Source organism: Paenalicyclobacillus ferrooxydans (assembly GCF_001399675.1).
GTDB lineage: Bacteria > Bacillota > Bacilli > Alicyclobacillales > Alicyclobacillaceae > Alicyclobacillus_B > Alicyclobacillus_B ferrooxydans.
In genome coordinates this window covers 72212-95449 of the sequence record NZ_LJCO01000107.1, presented here as the reverse complement: position 1 = coordinate 95449, position 23238 = coordinate 72212, and the positions used below count along the sequence as shown (strand labels likewise).

The 23238-nt window shown below is 50.7% G+C and carries 20 protein-coding genes; 2 read left to right on the top strand and 18 right to left on the bottom strand.

The features are described 5' to 3' along the window. Nucleotides 1-504 precede the first annotated feature (504 nt). The 6 genes from AN477_RS23120 to AN477_RS23090 all read right to left on the bottom strand — a co-directional run bounded on the left by AN477_RS23120 (nt 505) and on the right by AN477_RS23090 (nt 8341). A complete protein-coding gene (locus AN477_RS23120; protein WP_054971537.1) occupies nt 505-1254 on the bottom strand; it encodes an N-acetylmuramoyl-L-alanine amidase family protein in 750 nt (249 codons plus the stop codon). Between the two features lie 850 nt (nt 1255-2104). Further along, the gene (locus AN477_RS26000) at nt 2105-2455 is read right to left on the bottom strand and encodes a prenyltransferase/squalene oxidase repeat-containing protein (RefSeq protein WP_157062142.1); all 351 of its coding nucleotides are present in this window, start codon (nt 2453-2455) and stop codon (nt 2105-2107) included. 984 nt (nt 2456-3439) lie between these two features. After that, nucleotides 3440-4009 carry a pyridoxamine 5'-phosphate oxidase family protein gene (locus AN477_RS23105; RefSeq protein ID WP_054971534.1) on the bottom strand — a complete coding sequence of 190 codons (570 nt, stop codon included), beginning with the start codon at nt 4007-4009 and terminating at the stop codon, nt 3440-3442. A 357-nt stretch (nt 4010-4366) separates the two neighbouring features. Beyond that, nucleotides 4367-5650, bottom strand: a complete 1284-nt coding sequence (locus tag AN477_RS23100) for an MFS transporter (protein WP_054971533.1) — start codon at nt 5648-5650, stop codon at nt 4367-4369. A 379-nt stretch (nt 5651-6029) separates the two neighbouring features. Beyond that, nucleotides 6030-6284, bottom strand: coding sequence for a helix-hairpin-helix domain-containing protein (locus AN477_RS25995; RefSeq protein ID WP_054971532.1), 255 nt, complete (start codon nt 6282-6284; stop codon nt 6030-6032). A gap of 251 nt (nt 6285-6535) precedes the next feature. Further along, nucleotides 6536-8341 (bottom strand): peptide ABC transporter substrate-binding protein, encoded by a 1806-nt coding sequence (locus AN477_RS23090; RefSeq protein WP_054971531.1) that lies wholly within the window; start codon nt 8339-8341, stop codon nt 6536-6538. 298 nt (nt 8342-8639) lie between these two features. Here AN477_RS23090 and AN477_RS23085 point away from each other — a divergent pair, with 298 nt between their 5' ends. Continuing rightward, complete coding sequence (locus AN477_RS23085; RefSeq protein WP_083486602.1) at nt 8640-9746, top strand: L,D-transpeptidase; 1107 nt, start codon at nt 8640-8642, stop codon at nt 9744-9746. A gap of 91 nt (nt 9747-9837) precedes the next feature. On the opposite strand, the gene AN477_RS23080 is transcribed toward AN477_RS23085, so the two are convergent. From AN477_RS23080 to AN477_RS23045, 8 genes are all read right to left on the bottom strand, one after another. Beyond that, on the bottom strand, nt 9838-10626 hold the full coding sequence (locus AN477_RS23080; RefSeq protein ID WP_054971529.1) for a C40 family peptidase: 789 nt from the start codon (nt 10624-10626) through the stop codon (nt 9838-9840). Nucleotides 10627-11011: 385 nt separating this feature from the next. Continuing rightward, entirely contained in the window at nt 11012-11596 is a 585-nt protein-coding gene (gene clpP, locus AN477_RS23075; RefSeq protein WP_054971528.1) for an ATP-dependent Clp endopeptidase proteolytic subunit ClpP, read from the bottom strand. 26 nt (nt 11597-11622) lie between these two features. Continuing rightward, complete coding sequence (locus AN477_RS23070; protein WP_054971527.1) at nt 11623-11829, bottom strand: NUDIX hydrolase; 207 nt, start codon at nt 11827-11829, stop codon at nt 11623-11625. A 177-nt stretch (nt 11830-12006) separates the two neighbouring features. Further along, on the bottom strand, nt 12007-13476 hold the full coding sequence (locus tag AN477_RS23065) for a transglutaminase domain-containing protein (RefSeq protein WP_169787950.1): 1470 nt from the start codon (nt 13474-13476) through the stop codon (nt 12007-12009). A 358-nt stretch (nt 13477-13834) separates the two neighbouring features. Beyond that, nucleotides 13835-15043, bottom strand: coding sequence for an iron-containing alcohol dehydrogenase (locus tag AN477_RS23060; protein ID WP_054971525.1), 1209 nt, complete (start codon nt 15041-15043; stop codon nt 13835-13837). 38 nt (nt 15044-15081) lie between these two features. Then, a complete protein-coding gene (locus tag AN477_RS23055) occupies nt 15082-15414 on the bottom strand; it encodes a DUF779 domain-containing protein (RefSeq protein ID WP_157062139.1) in 333 nt (110 codons plus the stop codon). 7 nt (nt 15415-15421) lie between these two features. Continuing rightward, nucleotides 15422-16942, bottom strand: coding sequence for an aldehyde dehydrogenase family protein (locus AN477_RS23050; RefSeq protein ID WP_054971523.1), 1521 nt, complete (start codon nt 16940-16942; stop codon nt 15422-15424). A 170-nt stretch (nt 16943-17112) separates the two neighbouring features. Next, complete coding sequence (locus tag AN477_RS23045) at nt 17113-18009, bottom strand: R2-like ligand-binding oxidase (protein WP_054971522.1); 897 nt, start codon at nt 18007-18009, stop codon at nt 17113-17115. A 194-nt stretch (nt 18010-18203) separates the two neighbouring features. On the opposite strand from AN477_RS23045, the gene AN477_RS23040 reads away from it, so the two are divergent. After that, nucleotides 18204-19127 carry a LysR family transcriptional regulator gene (locus AN477_RS23040; RefSeq protein WP_054971521.1) on the top strand — a complete coding sequence of 308 codons (924 nt, stop codon included), beginning with the start codon at nt 18204-18206 and terminating at the stop codon, nt 19125-19127. On the opposite strand, the gene dps is transcribed toward AN477_RS23040, so the two are convergent. The 4 genes from dps to AN477_RS23020 form a co-directional block, all read right to left on the bottom strand. Continuing rightward, nucleotides 19116-19583, bottom strand: a complete 468-nt coding sequence (gene dps, locus AN477_RS23035) for a DNA starvation/stationary phase protection protein Dps (protein ID WP_245631939.1) — start codon at nt 19581-19583, stop codon at nt 19116-19118. The genes AN477_RS23040 and dps overlap by 12 nt on opposite strands. Nucleotides 19584-19923: 340 nt before the next feature. Further along, nucleotides 19924-20592 carry an L-serine ammonia-lyase, iron-sulfur-dependent subunit beta gene (sdaAB, locus tag AN477_RS23030; RefSeq protein WP_054971519.1) on the bottom strand — a complete coding sequence of 223 codons (669 nt, stop codon included), beginning with the start codon at nt 20590-20592 and terminating at the stop codon, nt 19924-19926. Then, entirely contained in the window at nt 20589-21491 is a 903-nt protein-coding gene (sdaAA, locus tag AN477_RS23025) for an L-serine ammonia-lyase, iron-sulfur-dependent, subunit alpha (RefSeq protein WP_054971518.1), read from the bottom strand. The genes sdaAB and sdaAA overlap by 4 nt, the downstream gene beginning before the upstream one ends. A gap of 301 nt (nt 21492-21792) precedes the next feature. Further along, nucleotides 21793-23199, bottom strand: a complete 1407-nt coding sequence (locus AN477_RS23020; RefSeq protein WP_054971517.1) for an MFS transporter — start codon at nt 23197-23199, stop codon at nt 21793-21795. Nucleotides 23200-23238: the final 39 nt, after the last annotated feature.

The window sequence follows — 23238 nt, the reverse complement described above, 5'->3', positions numbered from 1 at the left end:
CCGAGAGTCCATGGCAAAACTCACCGGTACCGACGAACAGCAATTGCTGGCGCCAACGTCAGTGTTGCATAAATAGCCGACACTAAGGGGTTGCACTCAAATTTACACCACTTGACGGGACACTACCTTTCCTTAACTGTGCCAATAATCTTGTTGAATATTGGATTATACATTCTAATCTTGCCACTTCGATATGACAAACTGAATATATTTATGAAAATCCAGCCAACAAACTTTTCTTCGCCAAAGGTTAGAGATATGACATCCACATTCTCTCTTAGAAAACTCACGCACTCCGCCTTGCTGAGGGTTGTGATGTACTTGTGTTTCGAATTCCTCTCCCCCTCTACTACTAAAGCTCTATTTCAATTTTCCCACTACCATTTTCTCTGGTACAGTAACTATTCAGAAATGCTTCCGATAGCCTCGTAATTCGAAACAGCCTACAACGGGATTTTTATACCGAATTCACGACCATTGGCTTGTGGAGCGTGCGCCTCATTTTTATTCAACAACCATGTTGAACTTACCTATTGGGGATTTAGAGTCTTTCGCATTAAGATACTCTTTAACACCTGATTCAATTGCGCTCGCCAGTTTACTTTGGTACCCGTGATCCCCAAGTGCTTTTGCCTCGGTTGAATTGCTTAAAAACCCCACCTCGATTAAGACACAGGGGACTTTAGTATGTTTCAATACATAAAGTGAGCGTGAGCTACGAGATGAATCAGCCTTGATTCCCTCCCTATGTAAAGACTCAACCATATCTTCTGCTAAATGCTCACCTTCCATTCCTTTGTGACGGAATAATACAATTGCACCATGAGCCGACGAATTTCTCGACCAATTGCAATGAATACTTACCACGGCATCGGGACTTTCGCTTCGAATTAAACGCATCCTCTCCTGCAAATCTGCTCGATGGCGGCGTCGACGTTTCTCATCATACGAGTTAGCCAGATCGTTATCATCTGATCTCGTTAAGCAGACCTGAATTCCGTCCTTGCGAAGCATATGGGCAACATTAAGTGCAATATTCAGATTGACGTCCTTTTCAAGCAATTGCCCTCTTATTGCCCCTGGATCGGGACCTCCATGACCTGCATCCACAACGACAATCTGCTTTTGGCGGCTCTCTATAGGCGCAGCCAGAACCACTTGAGTAGTATGCAAACCAAATGTGAGTCCTCCAAATGCAGAAACAAGTGGAATTAGGAACTTTTTCAATCCAAACAACTTACTGAATGATTTCACTTTGATGACCCCTCGACGGATGATGACCTAAGCATGTCCTGGCACCATATAGTTGATTCCAATTCATCCGCCAAATCCAATGCCTTGATGCCTCCATATTATGTTACGTTCTGGGACATTCCTGCCGGCTTGCGACATAATCCAGAAAATCCCTCAGCATATATTTATGCACGGACGGGAGGAAATCCTTCTTCGAGTTCAGCCCCCTTATGCGCAATAAATACTCTATTGAGACAGGACACACAAGGACGGTCCATAATGACCGTCCTTTGTCACACCTATTTTATGAAGCTAGGCAGATTCCCGTTGATTCCTTCTTAAGAGCAGCGACTTCGCGTCAACCCCCGTTGACAATGCTCCACATCCGCATGTGATGCCATCGGTTCGCCGGATCAATTCGTTGGGCCACCAATCAGTTAACCGCTCCTGCCCTTTGTGCGGGCGTTATCGGAACAGCGAGCTCACCAGACATATGGTCTACCAATGCACCTGCACCGTCAGGGTTGGCTAAGTCATAGCGATTACAATATCGTAGGATTCTATTGGTTCTCCTTCAATATCGCGGGTTTGCAATCCTACCTCGAAAGGTATCTAATAACCTTGGGTCCAGCATTGTATTCACCCACTTTCAGGTATCTGTTCAATGATTGATTTATAGTGACACAAAGCGATAAGTGTCCATACGTTGATGGGGTATCGAATATGCAACGTGCCTGGAAATGTACATCCCGTCGGCTTCTCTTCATACCATTGACCGTTACTTAAGTGGCTAACAGCCAATCTACTGCGCGGTCAGCCGCCGACAATAGCCTCTTATGATCTGAGGCGGATTCTTCAACTTTGAGTAAACTCACGAGAGTGTCCAGCCCCCACGCTGTTTGTGTCGGTGTGGCACATCGTGAAGAAATAAACCTGCTTTCAGATCACTTTCACACGACTCTCCAAATCCACCGTCGGGCTTCTGCACCGAAAGAAGCCAACCTTTTGCGCGATTCATCGTTCGATAAGTACTTGGTAATTCCATCGCTGAGAGTGCGCGAATCCTTTTGAGACCTCCGTGTCGGATGATGAAGTCTTTTGCATTCGTTTTATAATGAGGGCGTGAACCCCAACGATTATATAACGCCAATACATAGTAGCACTCTACAGTCGTTGACAAATCTCCATTGTCTTCAGGATAGATACCCCACGACCCGTCGATGCGCTGAGTAACTCAATTCTTGACAGCAGAGAGTTGGTCCATTGTGGATCTGTTACGCCAAGGAGATGTAATGAGATTGCGGTTTGAGCATCTGACATGACTCCAGAATCAAACAGTCCAGCCATTCACCTGTATGTCCTGACCGCGCTTCAGTTGTTCAACTGACTGTTCGATGACTTCCTCCAAACCACTGAATCCAATCGTTTCTCTCGGCACGCTGCACACGACCCTCCACCCCGTCTCATCTCACCGTATGAAGTGAGGGGACGCGCATTGTCGGCATGAGACCAGTGCCAAATTCAGACTTACAAATTATGGTTTCGTCATAGCAAATGAAACTCCGGTCTGGGTCAAAGGTCGCCCAACTAGAATCACATACTGGGTTTTTGCACTTTACCTCCTGCCCACCCCTTCTTAGAACCTAAGACGTACCATAAACGGTACGAATAATTGGAAACGGATTGGAGGGGTCTTAATGGGCACGTTTGGCGGATACACACAATGGGCAGTCGTGTTTTTAATTATCTTCGTTCTATTCTTCTTGCTTGTCCCAGCATTCGGTGGCGGATCATGTGCGGGGGGAATGGGTGCACATTGATCGAAGATAATTGAAGGAGGCTGATCCGATCATGGGCGCATTCGGCGGATACACTCGCTGGGCTGTCGTGTTTTTAATCATCTTTGTTCTCTTTGTTCTCATTGCTCCCGCTGGAGGAATGGGTGGTTACTGAGATAGACGTTATTACCACTTGACAGTAAAAACCGACAAACAGGAGTGCCCTAGCGGATGGCACTCCTGTTTGTCGCATTGGGGCATATAATCATCCAATTCATCGAACGATTACATCTTCAGTTAATCTCTCCCGATTCTTTAAAAAGGACGAACCAACCAATATGTATTAGTATTCAGAGTTCAACGTTCGTCCTTCTTCATGTTTCGCACCCTTTAACTGAAAAACGGAGCGATGCCGACCTTGGGTATTTTTAGTTCTTCTCTAGTGCCTTTGTGACCTTGGCTTTGAAATAATCGCCGCCTTTATATTCAACGTTATCTGTACCCCAATGAATTTCCCTATCAAGGCGTTGCAGCAATGGAATATGCTTGGAGCAATGAATGTACGCCTCTTCAATTACGACTCGAACCCATCGCTCTGCTCTTGGGTCTTCAACACTCTCTATCTCTTGCTCAATGAATGCCATTCCATTGACGTGTAGTCCGATGCAATGATTAAAAAAATCAATGAAAAGTAACCCTATATGCGGATTTTCTGTAATATTGCCCAAACTAGCATAGACACCATTTCCCCTGTATTCGGGATACACAATCGTACATTCATCTATAATCTTGACGAAACCTGCATCTGCAGCCCGAAACGATGTATCACAGTTCCCACTTGCGTCTGCGGTGGAAATAAACATCATTTGTTGTTTGGTAATGAAGTCCATCATTTCCGGATTCAGCTTTTTCAACATTTGATTTTCGTAGAATCCTTGCGCTCGACTTTGAGTTCCATATTTCTTTTGAATTTCTCGTTCCCCGTTTGAACCAAACATGTGGCGTCACCTCATGGTCCATTGTGACGCTTATTGCAAGTACGATCCACCGATGACTGCGATCACTGGCTATAGAACACTTCTGCCCAAATGCGGTAAAATCCAAAAAATCCTCTTAGTATATTTATTTACAGATGGGAACAGATTCGTTTTTTGAGATAAGCCCCGTGTGTTTAATAGCGCATTCAAGGAACCTGATGTTTTAGGGGCTGAAACAAATTGCGGGGCAGTTGAATGTTGCTCCATTCACTTACATCACTTTGTCCATAATCATGGGAGTACTTGTATAACAGCGCCCTCACGGGCGCTCACCTTCGTCCCGTCAGAGCTCTCTCAGACACTTGCTGCACTTCGTCATTACACGCTGAGGCTGCTTTGTCCCGCTTGCCCGTATACGTGTTCTCGCCGATGGCGCACACCGGGTACAATTGACTGGAATAGCCAAAGTCCAAGCAGACCAAGCAGCATGCACAGCAGACTCATGACCCAGGCAGGAACAACCGCCCCGAGCACGACAGCAAGTGAAGTGATAAGTCGAGTGGCTTGAAATGTCATACCGTTTACCGCAACATACGCGCTACGGGCACTTTCGGGGGCAATGTCGCCGAGATAGCTCTGCCTCAACGACACTCCGGTGACCTCGCCGACAGTGGCGAAGACCATGGCACAAATGGAAACGAGCGGCAGACTCACCACCGTGATGACACTGTAACCTAACGTTTGTAGAAATATTGAGATGAACAGCACCGCGCGCTCAGACTTGCCAGCAGTCAACCGCGCCGCGATGGTGGCAAGAAGCACCACCAGGATTGTATTTTCTGTCTGCAGCCAGCCGAGTAACTTGACACCATCCACGCGCAGAACAAAGTGCGGAAGGTGGAACAGCGTTTGCAGCGGTACGGTCTTAGCAAGATGGATCCCAATGTAGTTCTGCATCTGAAATTCACCATACATTGTCAGTAACCCAGCCAACAGGTAGCGGACAAAGATGCGGTCACCAAGCACCCGTCGGTAGCTGCGGACGATGCCTGTGAGCGGACTGACGGCTGCGCGTGCAGCAGCGGACGCTGTGTAGGTTTCCTCGATCAGAAATAGGGTCGTCATCCAAGCCCCGAACACAACTATCGAAAGAACAGCGAACAGTTGAAAACGTGCCGTTTCAAACAACAACGCGCCTACAGCAGTCCCGATTGCCATGGTCAGGTTATTCAACCAATACATGATAGCGTACATCAGGCTGCGGTTCTCCGGATTGGTCACGTCGAGCAACATGGCCTCCTCTGATGGCCCGTAGAACCCCCAGCATATGTTCGTGATAAGGAAAGCAACGAGTGTGACGGTCGGCGAGCTCAGCCAGGGGCTATTGCCTACGGCCATAGCGGTGTAAGCTAGGAAAAAGATACCTTCCGACCAAACCATTATCTTACGGCGGCCCACTCTGTCGCTGTAATATCCGCCGATGGCACCACTAAGAACGCTGGCCACAATACCCACTGCGAGCACAAACCCCGTCAAGGTTTCCCCGAAGTTGCGTGCAAAATAGATGGCCATAAAGGGCATCGTCGTCGCCTGTGCGATGCCAAAGGCGAAAGCGACGATAATGCGGATTTTAACGTTGCGATGAAAGTCCCGAAATCTCACGATGTTTACTCCCCCCGAATCACTCCCGAAGATGTGCCAAAAGACAGCAAAACGCCATGGGTGTGCCCATGGCGCTAAAAATGACGCCTCAGGCTAACCACCCAAGGCGTCACGGATTCTAGTTCGTCTGTTCGTTCAGTGCTGACGATGCATCCGTGTTGCGAGGGCGGAAGAATACGTATCGAATGTCTGCTGTGCATCACTCTTATGAGAGATACGCATCTTGCCCTCACACCCTTCGTCAGTATGTCGTTCGTTATCTTACCATCGCAGCTCACATTGCACAACCGTTAATTCGAAAAAATCAACATCTTTACACATGGTGAGGCATGATTCCTATGCATGGGATAGCAACCACGGCAGTTCCCTCCAGCCGCCTTTAACAGCGCGCCAAAGACGGCAGTCCTCTCCAACTGCCAACAACCTTTTCCACGCCTTCTTCAAGTTCGTCGTGCGGAAAACTTGATCCAAGTCCAGTCTTCTGGCCCTCAACACACGGATCCAACCAAAATCCCAAACGCTCTTCGGGGGTGTCGAGTAAACGAACTGGATCCTTCCCCTTCAATCGAATCGTGTGCGAGTATCCCAGCAGGACAAGACACTCAGCCATAACAGGGCCAATGTCGGGAATCATATCATCTGAAACGTACCAAGGGCGATCAACTCTTCTGCTCGCTCATGAGCGTACCTGTGAGCAAGTTCTACTGTTCACATGACATACCAGGAATCACAAAACTCTTGACGCTGCCTTCACCGCCACCGCCAAGGCGGAAATAGCGCGTTCAGAACGCGCTATTTGGATTTTAGCGGCTCGTCGCCACGTGTTAGCCACTTTACCGACAAAAGATAAGTCGACCTGTGTCGTCATCGCACGGCAACGCTTATTTATGAACTCGGCTGAGACATCCACCAATACTGCATTTGTGGGAATCCCACAGAAGCGTCGGCATACTTTACTGAATCATGCACATTGGAGGCATGAACCGCAAGCGTCGCTTGAGTATTCTGCCAGAGTACCGGTAAGTGTTTAGCTGTAAAGTCTTCGTACCGATAGAACGCCTGCATACTTGCTTGTTGGGTGGGATACGGCTGGTGCGTAGCTGCAATGAGAGCGTCCTCTGTGGAATTGCTATATCCAAATCCTGAAGGTGCATTGCTAGCAAATAATTGGCCACCTGTTGGCCAATAACCAGGACCGTTGTAGAACCAGGCTAAGCCTGTTGACAAATCCCATTGTGAAGCATCACTTGGGGTATATGTGATGCTTTCAAGCGCCGTAGCAGTTAAGGGCTTCAGCGTAATGTCAATCCCCTCAAGGCTCCAATCCTGTTTCATTAACTCCACCTGATCCGTTTCTGCTATCGTTCCACTCGGGTAGGCCAAGGTAAATTTCATCTGTTGACTGCCCTTAGTCATGACACCGTTGACCAAGTGCCAGCCGTGTGCTTCCAACAGTTTTTTCCCTGCTGCCGGGTTGTACGGGTATGGATTTTTGGCAGCCAATGACGGTGAGAGAAAGTCCGTCTTCGGTGTCCCTGGTATCGGTCCGTCAATCGGAGGCGCAAATCCATGGAAGATATCGGTGTTGATCGATTGACGATCAATGCCCATCTGCAGCGCCTGTCTTACGTAGAGTTTGTCTAAAATACTTCTCACCGGAGACCCTTTGAACAGGTTCAGTTGGGTCTCAAAATATCCAAACATATACTCGGGCGTGATTGCATCTCCTTGCGAAGTCAGGCTTTGACGAGAAGCCCATTGGCTGAGGTCTAAATAGCCAACATTCACGCTCCCTGTTTTTAGAGCGGCAAATTCCGCTGAATTGGAACCTTCGTACTGAAATACCAACTTGTTTAAGATGCTCTTGTGACCGTCATACGACGTGTTCGGCACCAGTTGCCAGTATTGATCGGACTGCGCCTTTGCCATTTTAAATGGACCATCTACAACCGTATCAAACATCGGGTTGGTCGCATTGGTTCCCAGGTACTTAATTTCGTTCATGATGTTTTTGTGAATGTCCCACGCCTTAGCAGGCATTGGTACAAGTTGAATCAAGCCATTCAGAATAAACCACTGCTGATTGGCAGGTTTCTTCAAAGTGAAAGTCAACTCATACGGACCATTCGCAACAACACTCTTGATGCCGTTCGGGATGTCACCCGTCCCTTCCCCCACATATGGCCACGGAGCAGGTGCATTTGCCGATGAGGCTGCCTGAATGACATGCCAAGTAAATAGGACGTCTTGACTCGTCACCGGTTGACCATTTGACCAATGCCATTTCGGGTTCAGATAGAGATGATAGACAGTACCCTGTTTGTTGTATGTAATTTTACTCGCGACCGAGGATTGCCAATTAATGCTGTAATTCGCATTTACCCACAACAACGGCTTATAGAGTTGAAAAATCAATTGAAAATTGGCCACACTGTCGGCTGCGGAATCAACAACAGGAATAAACCAGTTCAAGTTCGATTGTGGCGACAGCGCATAAACCAACGTACCTCCTGGCGTTGGTTGCGAGTTAGAAGACTGCCCCGCTGCGTTGGTACCAGTCGAATTCCCAGTGTTGGTTGAATTGGCCGTGTTCGAGTGCGGACTTCCACATCCAGCAACAACGACCATGAGTCCAACAGATGCTGCTGCGACCCCAATCCGAGTGCGCTTGAGACGCTTTCTACTGAACATATTGATTCCCCCCTACAGATATCTTTTGGGTACCCCTTCAATTAACCTAAATATTCTATTAATAGATATTATAAGAATATTTATACCACATCTCCCCTACTGCCACAATCCGAGACAGCTTGGTTGCTGTCCGCCCGGAGAACATTTTGCGCCTGAAATATGAATTCATTGTCAAGGCTTCTTGCAGAACATGTATTCATTGTGTGGAGAAATACAATTCTAGCAGTCATGTGCCAACTTCAATCTCACACCTAAGCCTTTTTGTATTACAATTCTATCGAACAGGTTTTCTTACAATATGGAGATGCCTAGTCATTTACGGCATACATCTGGTGGTGTACACACTCTGAAATACAAGATCTTGTCAGCCTCTATCCTGTCCGCGTCTGCTTTGTCAGTCTTTGTCTTAGGCGGTTTAGCTGGTTACATAGGTGCACATATCCGACACCAACAACTTGAAAGAAAAGCGGCCGAATCCGCCGCTATTGCGAGTGTAAAATGGGAGGCATTTAAGGGCGTTCATCTGACGTTTACGGAGCCACTTGAGGCATTGACATGGTCAATGAATGGGCATACAAAGTTAATTCATTTAAATCGTCCATCCTCCTCCATGTGGTTGAAAACCACACTTCCTCAAGGTGAAAAATCATCAATTGAAGTGCGAAGCGTGGAAACGGTATACAACCAGACGGTGGAAGAATCATGGAAATTATCGGACACCCTGCATAGACCACTCACGGTCGTTACAAACCCAGGGCCATGGCAATTAAATGTTTCGCAAAGCGGTCCATACATTGTGCGCTTTAGCGCGCCCATCCAAGATCGCTCTCGGGCTATCCAAGCTATGTCTTTCCAACCGTCCATATCTGGAAAATGGGTTTGGCAGAACCCAGAGACGGCTGATTTCTACCCAGTGAGCTCGTTACCATCGACGACGCAAGAGACATTGGTCGTCGGTGACGGCATACACGGTCCAGTTGGAGACGGAGGTCAGTATTTAAGTTCCACTGTGAAGAGGCCTTTTATCACAGCTAGTGATGAAAAAATTGTTGTTCAAGAGAAATTACCAGAGACATTAACAGTCTATAAGAATGGAAAAGTCGTTTTTCAATCTCTATGTAATACGGCTATGCCAGGTGGCTATACACCCACTGGCACTTTCTACATTCGTTCCAAGTACCCTTCGGTCGACATGAAGGGCATCAATCCAGATGGGGTCCACTACAACGATCATCACGTTCCGTGGGTGATGGGCCTCATCGGAAACATTGCAATCCATGGATACCCACGTGCCTCCTATGGATGGCCGCAAAGCAACGGATGTGTGGAATTACCTATCTCGGCTGCAAAGCAGTTGTACACCATGGTAAGTGTTGGAACCCCTGTGGAAATCATAACAACTTGACTGATCACATAACAGTGGCAGGCCTCGTATTCCACGAGACCTGCCACTATCCACGGACCTACATACGCTTCACGTGTCGACAGTTTTCGTTTTAGTTTCCGATGACATTACGTGCTCCGTAGTATCGTGAACGGTACCACGGGTTCTGCATGATGTTGTGAATGACGATAACACCTTGATTCCTGACTGACGAAGATTCGATGACATTACCGTTTCCAATATAGAGCGCTACATGAGTCACTTGACTCGTTTGATACGAATAAGTATCAGAATAAAACATCAAGTCACCGGGCTGAAGTTGACTCAGTTTGACTGTGCGTCCAACCTTCGATTGTCCACTTGCTGTACGCGGGAGATGGATACCATGAGTAGCAAAGATGTACTGGACGAAGCCAGAACAGTCGAATCCCGTTGCTGGACTCGTCCCGCCCCAATGGTAATGGATCCCTTCCAGACTGTAAGCGGTATGTAGAATTTCTTGTGTGAGCTCTGACGAATAAACGGAAGCCTTTACAGATGTCGCTACACCACGGCGGGTTGTGGGACTGACTGTCTGCTTGGTCCTCTGACTGGGTATCCGCTTGGTTGTTACCCGACTGGCTGTCTCCTTGGTTATCGGACGGGTGATTGCATTCGATGGAATAGCAAGTTTTTCGCCAGGGTAGATGAGGCCATGGTGGACTTTAGGGTTTGCCTCCTCTAATGAGCCCAAGCTGATGTGAAGCGTTGCTGCAATGTCATATAAGCAATCTCCAGGTTTCACGGTGTAAGGTCCGGTGCGTGTAGATGAGGTTGTGGCGGCGTGAGCTGTTACGGGTGAAATGATGGTTAGTAGAGTTGATAGTGTAGCGGCAACAGACAAACAACATTTCGTCCTCAAACATTTTCCCCCTTCAATCGACGAAAACCCTCTTCATACCTCCGGAAGACGTCACAAAACCTTATAACCTTACATTCTTTTACATGATAACACAGAATAATAGGTAGGTGTCCCACTGGATCGACAAATCTACCCACGTTGAACGCTGACACTTCAGACGTGTGCTTCAGATTCACGAGAGTTCGCATGTGGAGAAATTCGGGTAGCAAAATTCAGGAAGCAATGGCTACCTTGGGGCAGGAAGCCAAGGAAAAGGCCAGCCCAAGAGCAACGCCTCGAGATTGTTCTCGAGGCGCGCAAGGCGTGAGGTTATAAGCAGCTTAGAATCTTTCTCGATGTAGCTGCGATGATCATCTTTTTGCTTCGGATGGAACGACGGCGCCCATTAGAGCGTCCGAACAATGACGTCGTCAATCAGACCATATGCCTTGGCTTCTTCGGCGCTCATAAACCGGTCACGGTCCGTGTCTATGGCGATTTGTTCGACACTTTGACCCGTGTGGCGGGCCAAAAGCTGGTTCAATTTTTCTCGAGTATTGAGAATCCAATCCGCCTGGATTTTGATGTCTGAGGCCTGGCCGCGAGCGCCGCCGAGTGGCTGATGAATCATGACCTCGCTGTTCGGCAGAGCAAATCGCTTCCCTTTGGCTCCGGCTGTCAACAAGACTGCACCAAAGCTCGCCGCCATGCCGATACACATTGTAGACACGTCCGGCTTGATGTGCTGCATCGTGTCATAGATGGCAAACCCGGCTGTGACCGATCCTCCCGGACTGTTGATGTACATCTGGATGTCCTTATCGGGATCATCGGCTGCCAAAAACAGTAGTTGTGCAACAATCGCATTGGACAGCGTGTCATCAATCTCTTGACCAACGATTACGATCCGGTCCTTTAAAAGCCGTGAGTAAATATCATAGCTCCGTTCACCGCGGCTGGTTTGTTCAATCACGTATGGAATCAAACTCATGGAACTACCCCCCTCATTCATTTCCCCTACATGTCACGTACTTTACGCATGCCATTGACTCTTGTCATCGCTTGAACAGGGTCTAGTGTTTCATCATAGCACAACTGAACAGGAGCACGCATACGCAGCATTAACACACGGTTGGCTTCACCAAAGACGACCACAGTGGCCCCGCATTGTATCAAGGGTCGCGTGCCCGCAATTTCTCGCAGGCTTTTGATGTATTCGGTCATATGACAATCTCCTTTAAAACCGGAATTTACAGATGTCACGAAACCCGAGTCGCTTGCAACTTGGCGCAGAGTTCTTGCCCATCTTTCGGGTAACGGCTTTCGACAGGCAAACTTTAGCTGGACATAGAGAAGGATGCCAAGCATTCGCCGGCATCCTCTCATGGTCTGTTTGTCTGATTATACACGCGGGTTGGCCGCCCACCCAAACGGATCCGTCGGATCCGGGACGTGCGATCGGTTAAACAGTTCCGCAGGAATATTGAAGTAGTCATCTGATATGCTGGCCGGCGGAGCGATGCTGGTGGTCTGCGTGTAGTTCTGATCCCAGCACGCATCAAACGTTATCCACTGGATTCCGTCCCATGCTTTATTCCATGCGTGTGTTCCGAGGTCCTGATGCGTTGTCGGATCGTATGCTTCTCCGCCGATGACCTCTGTCGGAATATCCAACGAGCGAAGCAGTGCCGCGGCTACTGCTGCTTGATCCTGACACACACCGTACCCTTTGTTCAGCGTCTGTGTGGCTTGCTGCCAAACAAACTGATTCTGGTTCAGCTCTGGAAAGTTGTAATCGACATTTTGCGATACCCAGTTGCTGACGAGTCGGATAGCCTGGTCCTTGGTCTGTGCTGATGCGGTAATCTTGACCGCCAGGTTGTGAACCGACGCAGCATCGTTGTAATTGACCATCCAACTCTGCAATAATGCAAGTTGTGCAGGGCCCAGTGTTGGACGCAAGTTGTTGAACTCCCCGTAAGCAGCACTCTGAGAAAGTCCAAAAGAGTCGCTAGCAAAACTTGCGTCTCCAACCGTGACATAATTTGTCCCATGATAGGGTAAAACAATCGTTGAGGAGAAGTTACCCGCGCTGTCAACTGGAACAGAATAAAACCAGTTTTCGCTGTCGGCCGCGTACACTTCAACAACGATATCTCCGACGTGCGATCCGTTGACATGCCCTTGTATTGGAAGTACATTTCCCGCACCATTGTAAGACAGGTTGTCGATGGATACATCCTGACCGCTGTTTTGCCAAGATTCCATCGTCCCCCCTGTCGAAGACGCGGCCCCTGGAATCACACCTGCGGCAACAGAAGATGGTTCCGCCGCAGCGTTTTCGGAGAATGGAACCGGTCCCGGGGTCAACGACCACACCGCCCCGCTCCAGTGTGAGACGATATTTTCATATCCGAGAACTTTCATGACATACCAGACTGGAATATACGTGGTCTCTTGCTTCGAAGCAGGGTCTTGATAGACAATTCCGCCCACGTTTTGGACGTTCACTCCGTTGATATAAAAGTGTTTCGATCCGCTGCCCGCGTTCACGGTATGCAAGTCTACACTCGGAGTATCACCATACGGCATCTCCATGGTCCAGTTCGTCCCGTCCCAGCCGCTGGTGATCCCAACCGACTGCAGAGCCTGCATGACATACCAAATGGGCATATAGGTCGTCAGCTTGTGCGTGGATGGATCGATAGCTGCGATGCCCTCTGGACTGGACACCGTCTTGCCGCCCCAGACAATCTGCTTCGTTGACAAACTGTACGCGGAGGCCTGTGCAACCTCTCCGTGCATTAAACCGGTCATGAGCGTCAAGCCGGACATCAGAACCGCTGAGAGTGCTGCTGTCCACCGTTTCATAAGCTCACCCCCGAGGTCAGCAACACCAAACAGACCTGTTGCGGACTTTGTGCTTCGCAGCAGATCTGACATCCTATATCGTTCCCGACACACACTCTGTGAGTGGAATCTATCATGAACATGTTAACCTCCGCAGCTTTCATAGAATGAGGCTAACACTTGGAGTATGATCTCGTCACTATGAAATGCATGCCAAGCGACACCATGAGTGTGACGACGAAGCCTGATTCCTGTGGGCTTTTCAATGCTCGTTCAAAACGAAGATGCGCCAGAAAACGTCAAATAGGACCTGCTGCACACCGGTCCTATTGCAATTGAGGGCAGCATCGCCAGCCCCTGTCCATGTTGCGGCGTTTGTTTAATTCCCCGCGGGAACCGGTGCACCTGCAACCTGACTGGTGACGTACTGAATCACTGCATCTGGAAGCCGGAATACAAGGCCCGACGGGTCGGCATGAACGTATTCGACCATGTGCTCAAGTACCTGCGGATGCATTTCAAAATCTGCGAAGGTGCTTGGGAGCCCCACTTCCTCACGGAGTTGTTCGAGGAATGCGATGACCTCCTGCAAGCATGCATCTGCATCGGTCGGAATGTTTGGCAGACGGATAGACTCCGCAAACCCGTGGATCCGCGGTTTATAAAAGTCCCCTAGCACACGCATCACATACGGGAGCAGGACTGCATTGGCAAGTCCGTGTGGAATCCCAAACTTCGCCCCAAAAGCGTGAGCCATGTTGTGCACGGGAATCGCATTCAGGGTGAGACTGAATGCGGAGATGGCCATGGCGCTGGCAACCAACATGTTGGCACGAGCCGGAAGGTTGCTCCCCTCCTTGACCGCAGTCCCAAGGTTCTCGACAACCATCCGTGCAGCTTGAACAGCGTAAGCATCGGCCATCGGATTGTTTTGCGGCGAGAAGTAGGCCTCAATCGCATGCGTCAGTGCATCAAAGCCCGTGAAGGCTGTGATGGAGGGCGGAAGTCCGACAGTGAGATCGGGATCGAGCAACGCGATATCCGCGTTGACAAACGGGTTGATGATGTTCATCTTGACCTGTGCCTCGTCATGGAAGATGACAGCGATTGGCGAGACTTCAGCTCCCGTGCCAGCTGTTGTAGGAATCGCCACGTGCGGAATGGGAATGTACTGTGCACGCGGCCACATTTCAAGCACGTTCCCGAGCAAGCCCTGACGAATATCGGAAAGACCCTTGCTCATCATCCATTTGACACCTTTGACGGTGTCAAGGACGCTGCCGCCGCCGAGCGCAATCAAACTGTCCCCGGAGCACTCTTTGAAGTAGCGTACCGCCTTGTTGATGATGCTGGCCTTCGCGTCCTGCTCAATCTCGTCAAAGATGCCCACAAGCTGCACGCCGCCAGGCATCGTCTCAAACAGCTCTGTAATCTTTTGCGTGATTCCAGCGTTCGTCAGCCCCTTGTCCGTAAAAAGCACGGCCCTCCTGCCGCCTAATCCCTGGACGGTTGCCGGCAACAGCGACCGCGAACCGGATCCGCTTGTAACCGTCGTACGCAAAGACACCTGAAACAGAGATGTCTGCATCTCATTCACTCTCCTCTACGTGGTTCATTTCCCCAACTTCACAAATTCCCCGACTCCACAAAACGGACAACAAAGCGATAACCGTAATCCGATTCGAGCGATAAGCTGTCACTCAAATCGCGGCGCGCGTCTATCAAAACATCCATCCCGGGCACGTCAGGTCCGAGGTTTCCTGTATATACGGACACAAGATCGTCTTCCATAACCAGTGTCCAGTGCAGCTCCGGTGTCATATTGGCGTAGAGATACGGCGCCGTCCCGTCACAGCAGCCGTTTGCAATCACCATGCAAAGGGGTGTGCCTTTATCTGCAGCCACCTTCGCGACCAAGTCACGTGCGGTCTCTGACAATCGGTATATGGCTGCCCTCACAGCCACCTCAGGAAAACAAAATGCTGTACCAGGGACGACCGGACAACTCAGTCACGAGCGATGCATGAACATGCTTAATCTGGCTGTACTCGTCGAGTGCGTATTTGCCAATCTCTCGGCCAAATCCGCTCTGCTTGTAACCGCCGAACGGCGCGTCGCTGCGGAACATGTGCCAGTCATTGATCCATATAGTTCCTGCCCGAAGCTCACGTGCGATTCGGTACGCAGCGTTGATGTCCCGCGTCCAGACACCCGCAGCGAGACCATAGATGGTATCGTTCGCGAGGCGTACCGCCTCCTCTTCGTCGGTATAGCGAATGACGGAAAGAACGGGCCCAAAAATCTCCTCCTGTGCAATCTTCATATCGTTTCTCACGTCAGCAAAAATCGTGGGTTCCACGAAATAACCGTTCTCCAGTCCTTCGTCTGTGATCCGATTGCCGCCGCAGACGAGTCTCGCACCTTCACGCTTCCCTGCTTCGATGTACTCGAGGATGGTCTGCAACTGACCTTCCGAGATGATGGGCCCCATGCCGGTTTGTTCACTCAGCGGATCGCCAACACGAATCGTGCTCGCGAGTGCCGCAAGGCGTTCGACGACCTCGTCGTAGATGCTGTCATGGACGAGAACGCGCGTGCCGGATTCGCAGATCTGGCCGCTGTGCAGGAAGGTCCCAAACAGAATCCCTGGGATGGCAATGTCTAGGTCAGCGTCCGGGCGTACAATGGCTGGTGACTTGCCGCCGAGTTCGAGCGTCACTTTTTTCACCGTACCGGCAGCCATTTGCATGATTCGGCGACCCACCTCGGTCGATCCGGTAAAGGCGACCTTATCCACCAGCCTGTGCTGCACCAACGCCTCACCGACACTCGCGCCTGGGCCTGCGATGACGTTGAACACGCCTTTTGGCAGGCCCGCTTCAACGGCAAGTTCGGCGAGTTTCAAGGTCGTCAGCGGCGTATTGGACGCCGGTTTCATAACAATGGAGTTCCCCATTGCCAGTGCCGGAGCAAGTTTCCACATGGCGAGAATCAGCGGGAAGTTCCATGCTGTAATCGCAGCGCAGACACCAATCGGTTCGCGCCAGACCTGATTGTTGCTTGGACCAGGGAATGCCATCACAGGCAGCGACTCCACGTATGGGTACTCAAGTGCAAACTGCGCGGTCTGTTGCAATAAGTCGCAGATTTGCAAGATATCAGAGCCTCCTACGCGTCGCACGGTGCCGCCCGATGAGATGGCTTCAAGGTAGACAAGTTGCTGTGCGTTCTCAGCGATCTTTTGAGCAAAGGCGACCAAAACCTGTGCTCGCTCTGCAGGAGAGCGCCTCGACCAGACACCACTTTCGAATGCGTCTCTTGCTGATTGCACGGCCCGGTTTACATCACTGACACCGGCCTTTGCCACCTGTGCAGAGGGTTGACCCGTTGCCGGGTTCGTCACCTCGAACCACTCTCCAGACTCACTTGGTGACCACGCCCCGTCGATGAACAAGGGAAACTGCATCAGTTGCGGTACAACCGACATCAACAAAACCTCCTTTTGTGATTAAGTAAGCGCATACATACAGAACCAGCATCAGTGTAGAAACAGACAAGGAGTCAATGCACACGCCAAGGATGTCTCGGCGCATCCACTGTCAACGACTCAATGCACATGCCAACACAGGCTCACATACACCACAAGGGCTGAGGGGTTCAGAGAACCCCCAGCGCCTCCTCCGGCATGCGATACAATTCTTCAATCGAACGGTCTTTGGCGCGCTGCAGTTTTTCGATCCGCAGTTGGAACTGTTTCATCGAAAACTCCATGACTGCCTCGGCATCTACAGCCATCGGATCGTCCGTTCTATCTCCGTTGGCATCAAACCCTTCCTGGTTCAGCGCAATCGCCAACGGTAACAGTTCGCCAAGCCGCTCCTCTACGTAGTCATACAGAGAGGGGTCTTCGCAGATCAGCCGTTGGAGCAGGAACGTCCCGTAACCGATATGCCGCGACTCATCGCGTTTTAGATAGCCAATGCCTTCAAGCAGGCCAGGCATCATATTCACCTTTTCAAGTGATTGATAAAATGAATAGTAGCCGGTCTCGGCAAGCATGCCTTCCACAAACATGTTGTAGACAACGGCGGCGTCTGCGACAGCCTTCGGGGAGGAATCGTGTTTCAAGCGTTGCATCGTCTGCGGGAGAAGCTCGTAAAAAATTTTCTGATAGGTTGCCGAGTGGTGCATGGACAGGTCTTCGTGGACATCGAGGGTGTCGAGCAGTAGACGAAAGAAATCGGTGTGCTTCGCTTCCTCAAACAGAAAGGTGGTCAGAAACATCTCCTCTTCAAGCCGTCCTTCGCTTGCAATCACCATAATCAGCGGCAGAAGGTCTAGGGTAACGGCTTCTTCACCAGCTTGGAACTGCGAAATGAGGCGCAGAATACCAAGACGCTGTTCCTCCGTCATGTTTGCCCAATCTCGTTTGTCCTGAGAAAAATCAATGTCTCTTGGATTCCAAACACCGAGGCGTTTTGCTTTTTCATACAGGCGAAACGGCAGTGTGTCCCGACGCAGACCCGACGCGCTCGTCGTTGTCATCTCACGCATACAACAGTCCCCTTCCTCCCCCCTGCCGAGGCTGTTTAACACCTCGGGTATGCAGGGTATCGTCCAAATGGTTCTAACAAACTCTGAATTAACTTTATTATACAAACACTTTAGGAATCACATATAATTAGAATTAGTTACGCTTGATTAAGTACGGCTAATGGAAATGACAGGGTAGATGGAAGGATGTTCCCATGAACATTGAACAGTTGGAATATATCCTTGAGGTTGCCCGATCCGGTTCACTGTCCATCGCCTCCAAAAAGCTCCATGTGACTCAGTCAGCTATCAGTCAGTCCATCACGCATTTGGAGAACGAACTCGGAAGCAAAATTTTTACGCGTTCCCGGCAAGGGGCCGTTCCCACTCCCGTTGGAAAACGAATTATTACCAAGGCCTTTGAAGTCCTAACGAAGTTGCATGAGTTGCGCGAGGAGGCCGCGCAGAATTCGCAGCAATTAACCGGAGAGCTGAGAATTGCCACGGTGCCCGGGCCAATGATGTTTCTCCCTGCCACCTTGTCCGCTTACAAAGCGGATTACCCCAACATTTCTATCTGCATCAGTGAGAAGGCATCCCAAGAGGTCATTGAAGATATCCGACAAGATAAGATAGACATTGGACTCATCGGGCTAACAAGAGATCTGAGTGAGATGAAAGACAAGATCGACTACGAGGTGGTCTTACGCGGCAAGGTCATTGCAGCCGTCAGCAAGAGTTCTCCGCTGGCGTTTTCGAAAGCGGTTACAGCGGATGAGATTCGCCGCCAACAGCTGGTTTTGTATGACGACGACCGAGTTTGGGAGTTTATCAAAGACTTCTCCGTGCAGCACGGGTCCGTCAACATTCTGTTCTCAACCAACAATCTTGATGCGATTCGCAATGCTGTGCGAGAGAATTTGGCCATTACAGTCGGTTTAGACTACACCATCCTGCACGATCCATATATCATGAGCGGAGACGGCGTACCGCTGTCGATTGCCGACTATGAACAAGGGGACTCGTGTCTCGCTTTGGTCTGGCCAAAGGCAAGCCACAACGCCCCCGTCGTAAAGAACTTTATCGAGCGATTCAAATCACAGCTTCAGGACGGTCCGGTAACGCAGTTACTCAGATAAATGGGCTTCCAGGAACCAGAGGTCCTTATCCATCTGCCGCGATACTTCTGTGAAGAGGTCTGATGTATCGGGATCGTCATCTGCAGATGCCTCAATCGCATGCCGAGCACTGTTCGCTACCACAGCCCAGCTGTCTGCTAGTTGTTTCATCACAGCCAGACCCTCAGTCGTTTCCGTCCGCCAGACGGGAAGCGACGTCTCGTCCGCAATTGCCTGCACCGGAACGCCAGCCGCTGCACCTAACGCTGTCACTCGCTCTGCGACGATGTCAATCAGTTCTGTCAAATTGCCTGCAAGCGTATCAAACAATTCGTGATAGGCGATGAAATATGGGCCCCGCACGTTCCAATGTGCCAACTTCGTCTGAATAAATAGGTCTGTGAGGTCGGTTACGTGTTGGTTCAGCAGTGCCGTCATCCGTTGCTTGGTTTCACTAGACATTTCAACTCGCGTCATTCGCATTTCCCCTGCTCCTCCATGCCTTCATTGTGTATGGTCTCGTTATCCAATAAATCCATTATCCCCCACAACAACGCACCTTATGTCATGGGTTCTATGATTCACTAGGATTATCTGCATGGAGTCGCAGCGTAACGACCCGTTCAGAAAATAGACAACACAGTCCATGAGTCTTCCAAGTGGACTTAATTCCTGCGTTCCCGCTAAGACTCAATTCGCGCGTTCCCGCACCCCTTGGCCGCATTAAGGGGCTGAAACCGACTTAAATCCGGTGTTCAGCCCCTGCGGGTAAAATTGGTGTGTGATCGCTCATTTCAGACCCGAGCATGCGACTCTATCAGACATCTCCGTAAAGAATGCGAAAATCCTTGAGATCTGGAATGGAGGTCAAGAGTTCTGAGATACCTGGCTGCAACTGCCCGTCGACTTCACAAATGGTGATGGCATCTCCGCCCCGCCGCCAGCGCTCCAAAGCCAGTCTCGCAATGTTGTAGCCGGAACTGTCAAGCAGTTGTGATACACGTGCCAGAAAGCCGCATCGGTCGTGGTGATAGAGAACCAGTGTGGGGTTCTCCACACAGAACCGCAGTGGCAATCCCTCCAACTCCTGAACCTCTGCCTTCCCGCCACCGAGTGAGCTGGCGACCATACGAACTGTTCGGCCGCTCCCGCTCACCTCAATGCGCACTGTATTCGGATGGTACTGTCCGCCATGACCCTTTGTGAACTCATACACAAGTCCTCGCTCCACTGCAATTTCGTCCGCTCGAGGGATATCCTCATGATCCGTTCCAAGTCCTAGGATGCCGCCAAGGAGCGCAAGGTCCGTTCCGTGCCCCTGGTATGTCTCGGCAAACGAACCCATCAGTTGGAAGCTGACCTGTTGCGGGTCTGTACCGAGGATCTGTCGGGCGATATTGCCAATCCGGACAGCCCCCGCAGTATGTGAACTCGATGGCCCGACCATCACGGGCCCGATGATCTCGAACATCCCGTTATACTTCATAGAGTCTTCTGCCCTTCCTTCTCAGCGCGCCCAAACACTCTCTCCCGAATCGCTTTCCCAGTCGGCGTTCCTGCCAACCCGCCGATCCCCGTCTCCCGGAGGCTCAGTGGCAGCTCGTTGCCGATCCGATACATGGCCGCAACCACCTCATCAGGAGGAATGATACTTCGCACACCCGCCAAAGCCATGTCAGCAGCAGCCAAGGCCGTAATAGAGTGCAGCCCGTTCCGAACAATGCAAGGGATTTCAACGAGCCCTGCCACCGGATCGCATACGAGTCCAAGCGAGTTTTTGAGTGCCAATCCAACTGCATGTGTAACCTGCTCTGGCGTTCCTCCACCGAGTTCCACGAGTGCGCCCGCCGCCATCGCAGTTGCCGATCCGATTTCAGCCTGGCACCCTCCTGCCGCTCCCGAAATCGACGCAGAGTTTGCGATGACAAGGCCAATCGCCGCAGCCGTCATGAGAGACATAATGATGTCTTCCCGTGCGTACTGTTTGGAATCGAGCACAGACACCAACACCCCGGGTAAAATACCTGCCGAACCGGCTGTCGGTGTCGCAACGATGCGTCCCATGGCAGAATTCACTTCAGACACCGACAGTGCATAAGCCATTGCACGAAGAGACGTTGGGTGAATGAAGCTGCGCCCTGCATTCACGTAATTGTACATCCGATGACCGTCGCCGCCAGTGATCCCGCTGCGGGCTTGAACGGGTTCTTCCGTTCCCTTGCGCACCGCCGCCTCCATGACGTCGAACTGCTGACTCATCTTGTCCACGATTTCAGCTTCCGGCACTCCGGATTGTTCGATTTCTACATCGAGCATCACTCGAGAGATTTTCACACCGCGTGACTCCGCCAACTCCACTAACTCTCGCAAATGAGTAAACGCCATTTGCCGGTCCTCCCCAGACTTCGTCTTGTTGTTTGACATTTTGTTTGGAATTTTTGCTCGTATTCTTCGTAACTGTTGTTGTTTGAAATCCTGCTGTTGCAATCTTTTCGTTAGTAATCTTACCGTTCTATATAGGTCATAAGGTATAAAAAAACACGTGCACTCAGTCTCACGTGTTCAACTCGCATTGTCACTAAAACAATGTAACATTGTTACGGAAACAGAGTTTGTTTCTTACGATAATCAGTGTATGTGATACAGCGCTTTCATGCAATCATGATTTGCCTGGTGAGACCAGACATCACTTGTGCCCGGACGCCGCATCCTGGTCATACTTGCCAAACATTCTCTGGTACAACCATGCGTTTACCAGTTGGAGTGCCGCGGTCAGATAAATCGGGAGATTGATGGCTCCGGCATCAAACAACAAACCCGTGATGGTAGGCCCAATGGCTGACGGGAGCCGCATCGACAGGGCATTGATGCTGATGGACAGTCCTCGCCGGTTATCGCGAACAATGCTGGCGGATAGCGCACTACGATTGCCTTGCGTACCGCGGTTCATCGCACTTCGGAGCGCGTAAAGACCCGACGCTCCCCAGAAATTTGGGATAAAAGGCAGAAGCAGCATCATGGACGATCCGACCACACGCATCCCCGTGACAGACCGAACCATCCCATACTTATCTGCCAGCCACGCACTGAGAAAGGATACGAACCCAGTGAGCAGGAAACCAACAGACAATGTAGCCCCGATATCCGCCGAACTTGCGCCGAAACGCAGGCTGAACCAGTAGACCATCATCGGCCCGGTCAATCCAACAGCCAGTCCGTTGACGGCATTAACAAGCGCCAACTGTACCATCGCTCTGTTTTCGCGGCGTCTTGTCACCTGCTCAATTTCCATTTGTTGCTGCATGATAGCCTGTGAAGCAGGGCTCATTGTATTCGCTCCGGCCCTGAGCCGTGGTGCTTCCGCGTCCGCAGACCTCTTGGTGTCCCCTACCTGCTGTGCAGAGTTTGATTCAGCGCCATGTAAAGCCTTGGAAGACACTGCGACGTTTTCTGAACTGCGATTTTCGGCAGACCGGCGTTGTGCCCCCGATGACACCTCACGCTCCTCCGGTGTGAACAACACCAGCAGACAGCAGGTCAGTGAGATGGCCATGACCAATAGGAAGACGGGACGATACAACCCAAGGACCGTTTGAGCGTGAGAAAGAGCTGGCCAACCAGCCAACACGGAACCGACGGCCATACCCACAAATCCCCCGGCGTTGTTGATACTGAACACGCGGCCCCGGTGGCGTTGGGACACATGAGAGGCCAACCAGGCCTGTTCTGCCGGCATGAAGGGCCCAGCGCCGCCCGCTTGTCCCCGGCCAAAACCCGCCACCACAATCGCGAGTACCAGTACAACACCTGCTGTCGTCCATGCGGCTAGCAATGCTGCCAACATGGTCAAGCCTTCGTAAACCAAGAGAAACGGTCTCCGCCCTACCCTGTCACTGACCACACCCACAAACAGAATCAGCAGTGCGCCAAATAACCCAGCTCCGGTCGTCACTGCGCCAATTGCGGCACCGGACCAATGAAGCGCTTTGAGGTACAAAGTCAGATCGACGACCATGGCACCTTGGCCGATACTCCGTAATGACCGAATCAGAATCAATCTTTTTGCAACGCGATGTATGGGTTCACCCGGCAACTTCTTTTCCTCCGTCCCAACTGCGAAAGCCTGTAGAAA

Excerpts from the sequence above, each read along its gene's own strand:
- AN477_RS23105 (WP_054971534.1), bottom strand. The coding sequence starts at position 4,009 with ATGTTTGGTTCAAACGGGGAACGAGAAATTCAAAAGAAATATGGAACT.
- AN477_RS25995 (WP_054971532.1), bottom strand. The coding sequence starts at position 6,284 with ATGATTCCCGACATTGGCCCTGTTATGGCTGAGTGTCTTGTCCTGCTG.
- AN477_RS23090 (WP_054971531.1), bottom strand. The coding sequence starts at position 8,341 with ATGTTCAGTAGAAAGCGTCTCAAGCGCACTCGGATTGGGGTCGCAGCA.
- AN477_RS23085 (WP_083486602.1), top strand. The coding sequence starts at position 8,640 with ATGGAGATGCCTAGTCATTTACGGCATACATCTGGTGGTGTACACACT.
- clpP (WP_054971528.1), bottom strand. The coding sequence starts at position 11,596 with ATGAGTTTGATTCCATACGTGATTGAACAAACCAGCCGCGGTGAACGG.
- AN477_RS23070 (WP_054971527.1), bottom strand. The coding sequence starts at position 11,829 with ATGACCGAATACATCAAAAGCCTGCGAGAAATTGCGGGCACGCGACCC.
- AN477_RS23065 (WP_169787950.1), bottom strand. The coding sequence starts at position 13,476 with ATGAAACGGTGGACAGCAGCACTCTCAGCGGTTCTGATGTCCGGCTTG.
- AN477_RS23060 (WP_054971525.1), bottom strand. The coding sequence starts at position 15,043 with ATGCAGACATCTCTGTTTCAGGTGTCTTTGCGTACGACGGTTACAAGC.
- AN477_RS23050 (WP_054971523.1), bottom strand. The coding sequence starts at position 16,942 with ATGTCGGTTGTACCGCAACTGATGCAGTTTCCCTTGTTCATCGACGGG.
- AN477_RS23045 (WP_054971522.1), bottom strand. The coding sequence starts at position 18,009 with ATGCGTGAGATGACAACGACGAGCGCGTCGGGTCTGCGTCGGGACACA.
- AN477_RS23040 (WP_054971521.1), top strand. The coding sequence starts at position 18,204 with ATGAACATTGAACAGTTGGAATATATCCTTGAGGTTGCCCGATCCGGT.
- dps (WP_245631939.1), bottom strand. The coding sequence starts at position 19,583 with ATGACGCGAGTTGAAATGTCTAGTGAAACCAAGCAACGGATGACGGCA.
- sdaAB (WP_054971519.1), bottom strand. The coding sequence starts at position 20,592 with ATGAAGTATAACGGGATGTTCGAGATCATCGGGCCCGTGATGGTCGGG.
- sdaAA (WP_054971518.1), bottom strand. The coding sequence starts at position 21,491 with ATGGCGTTTACTCATTTGCGAGAGTTAGTGGAGTTGGCGGAGTCACGC.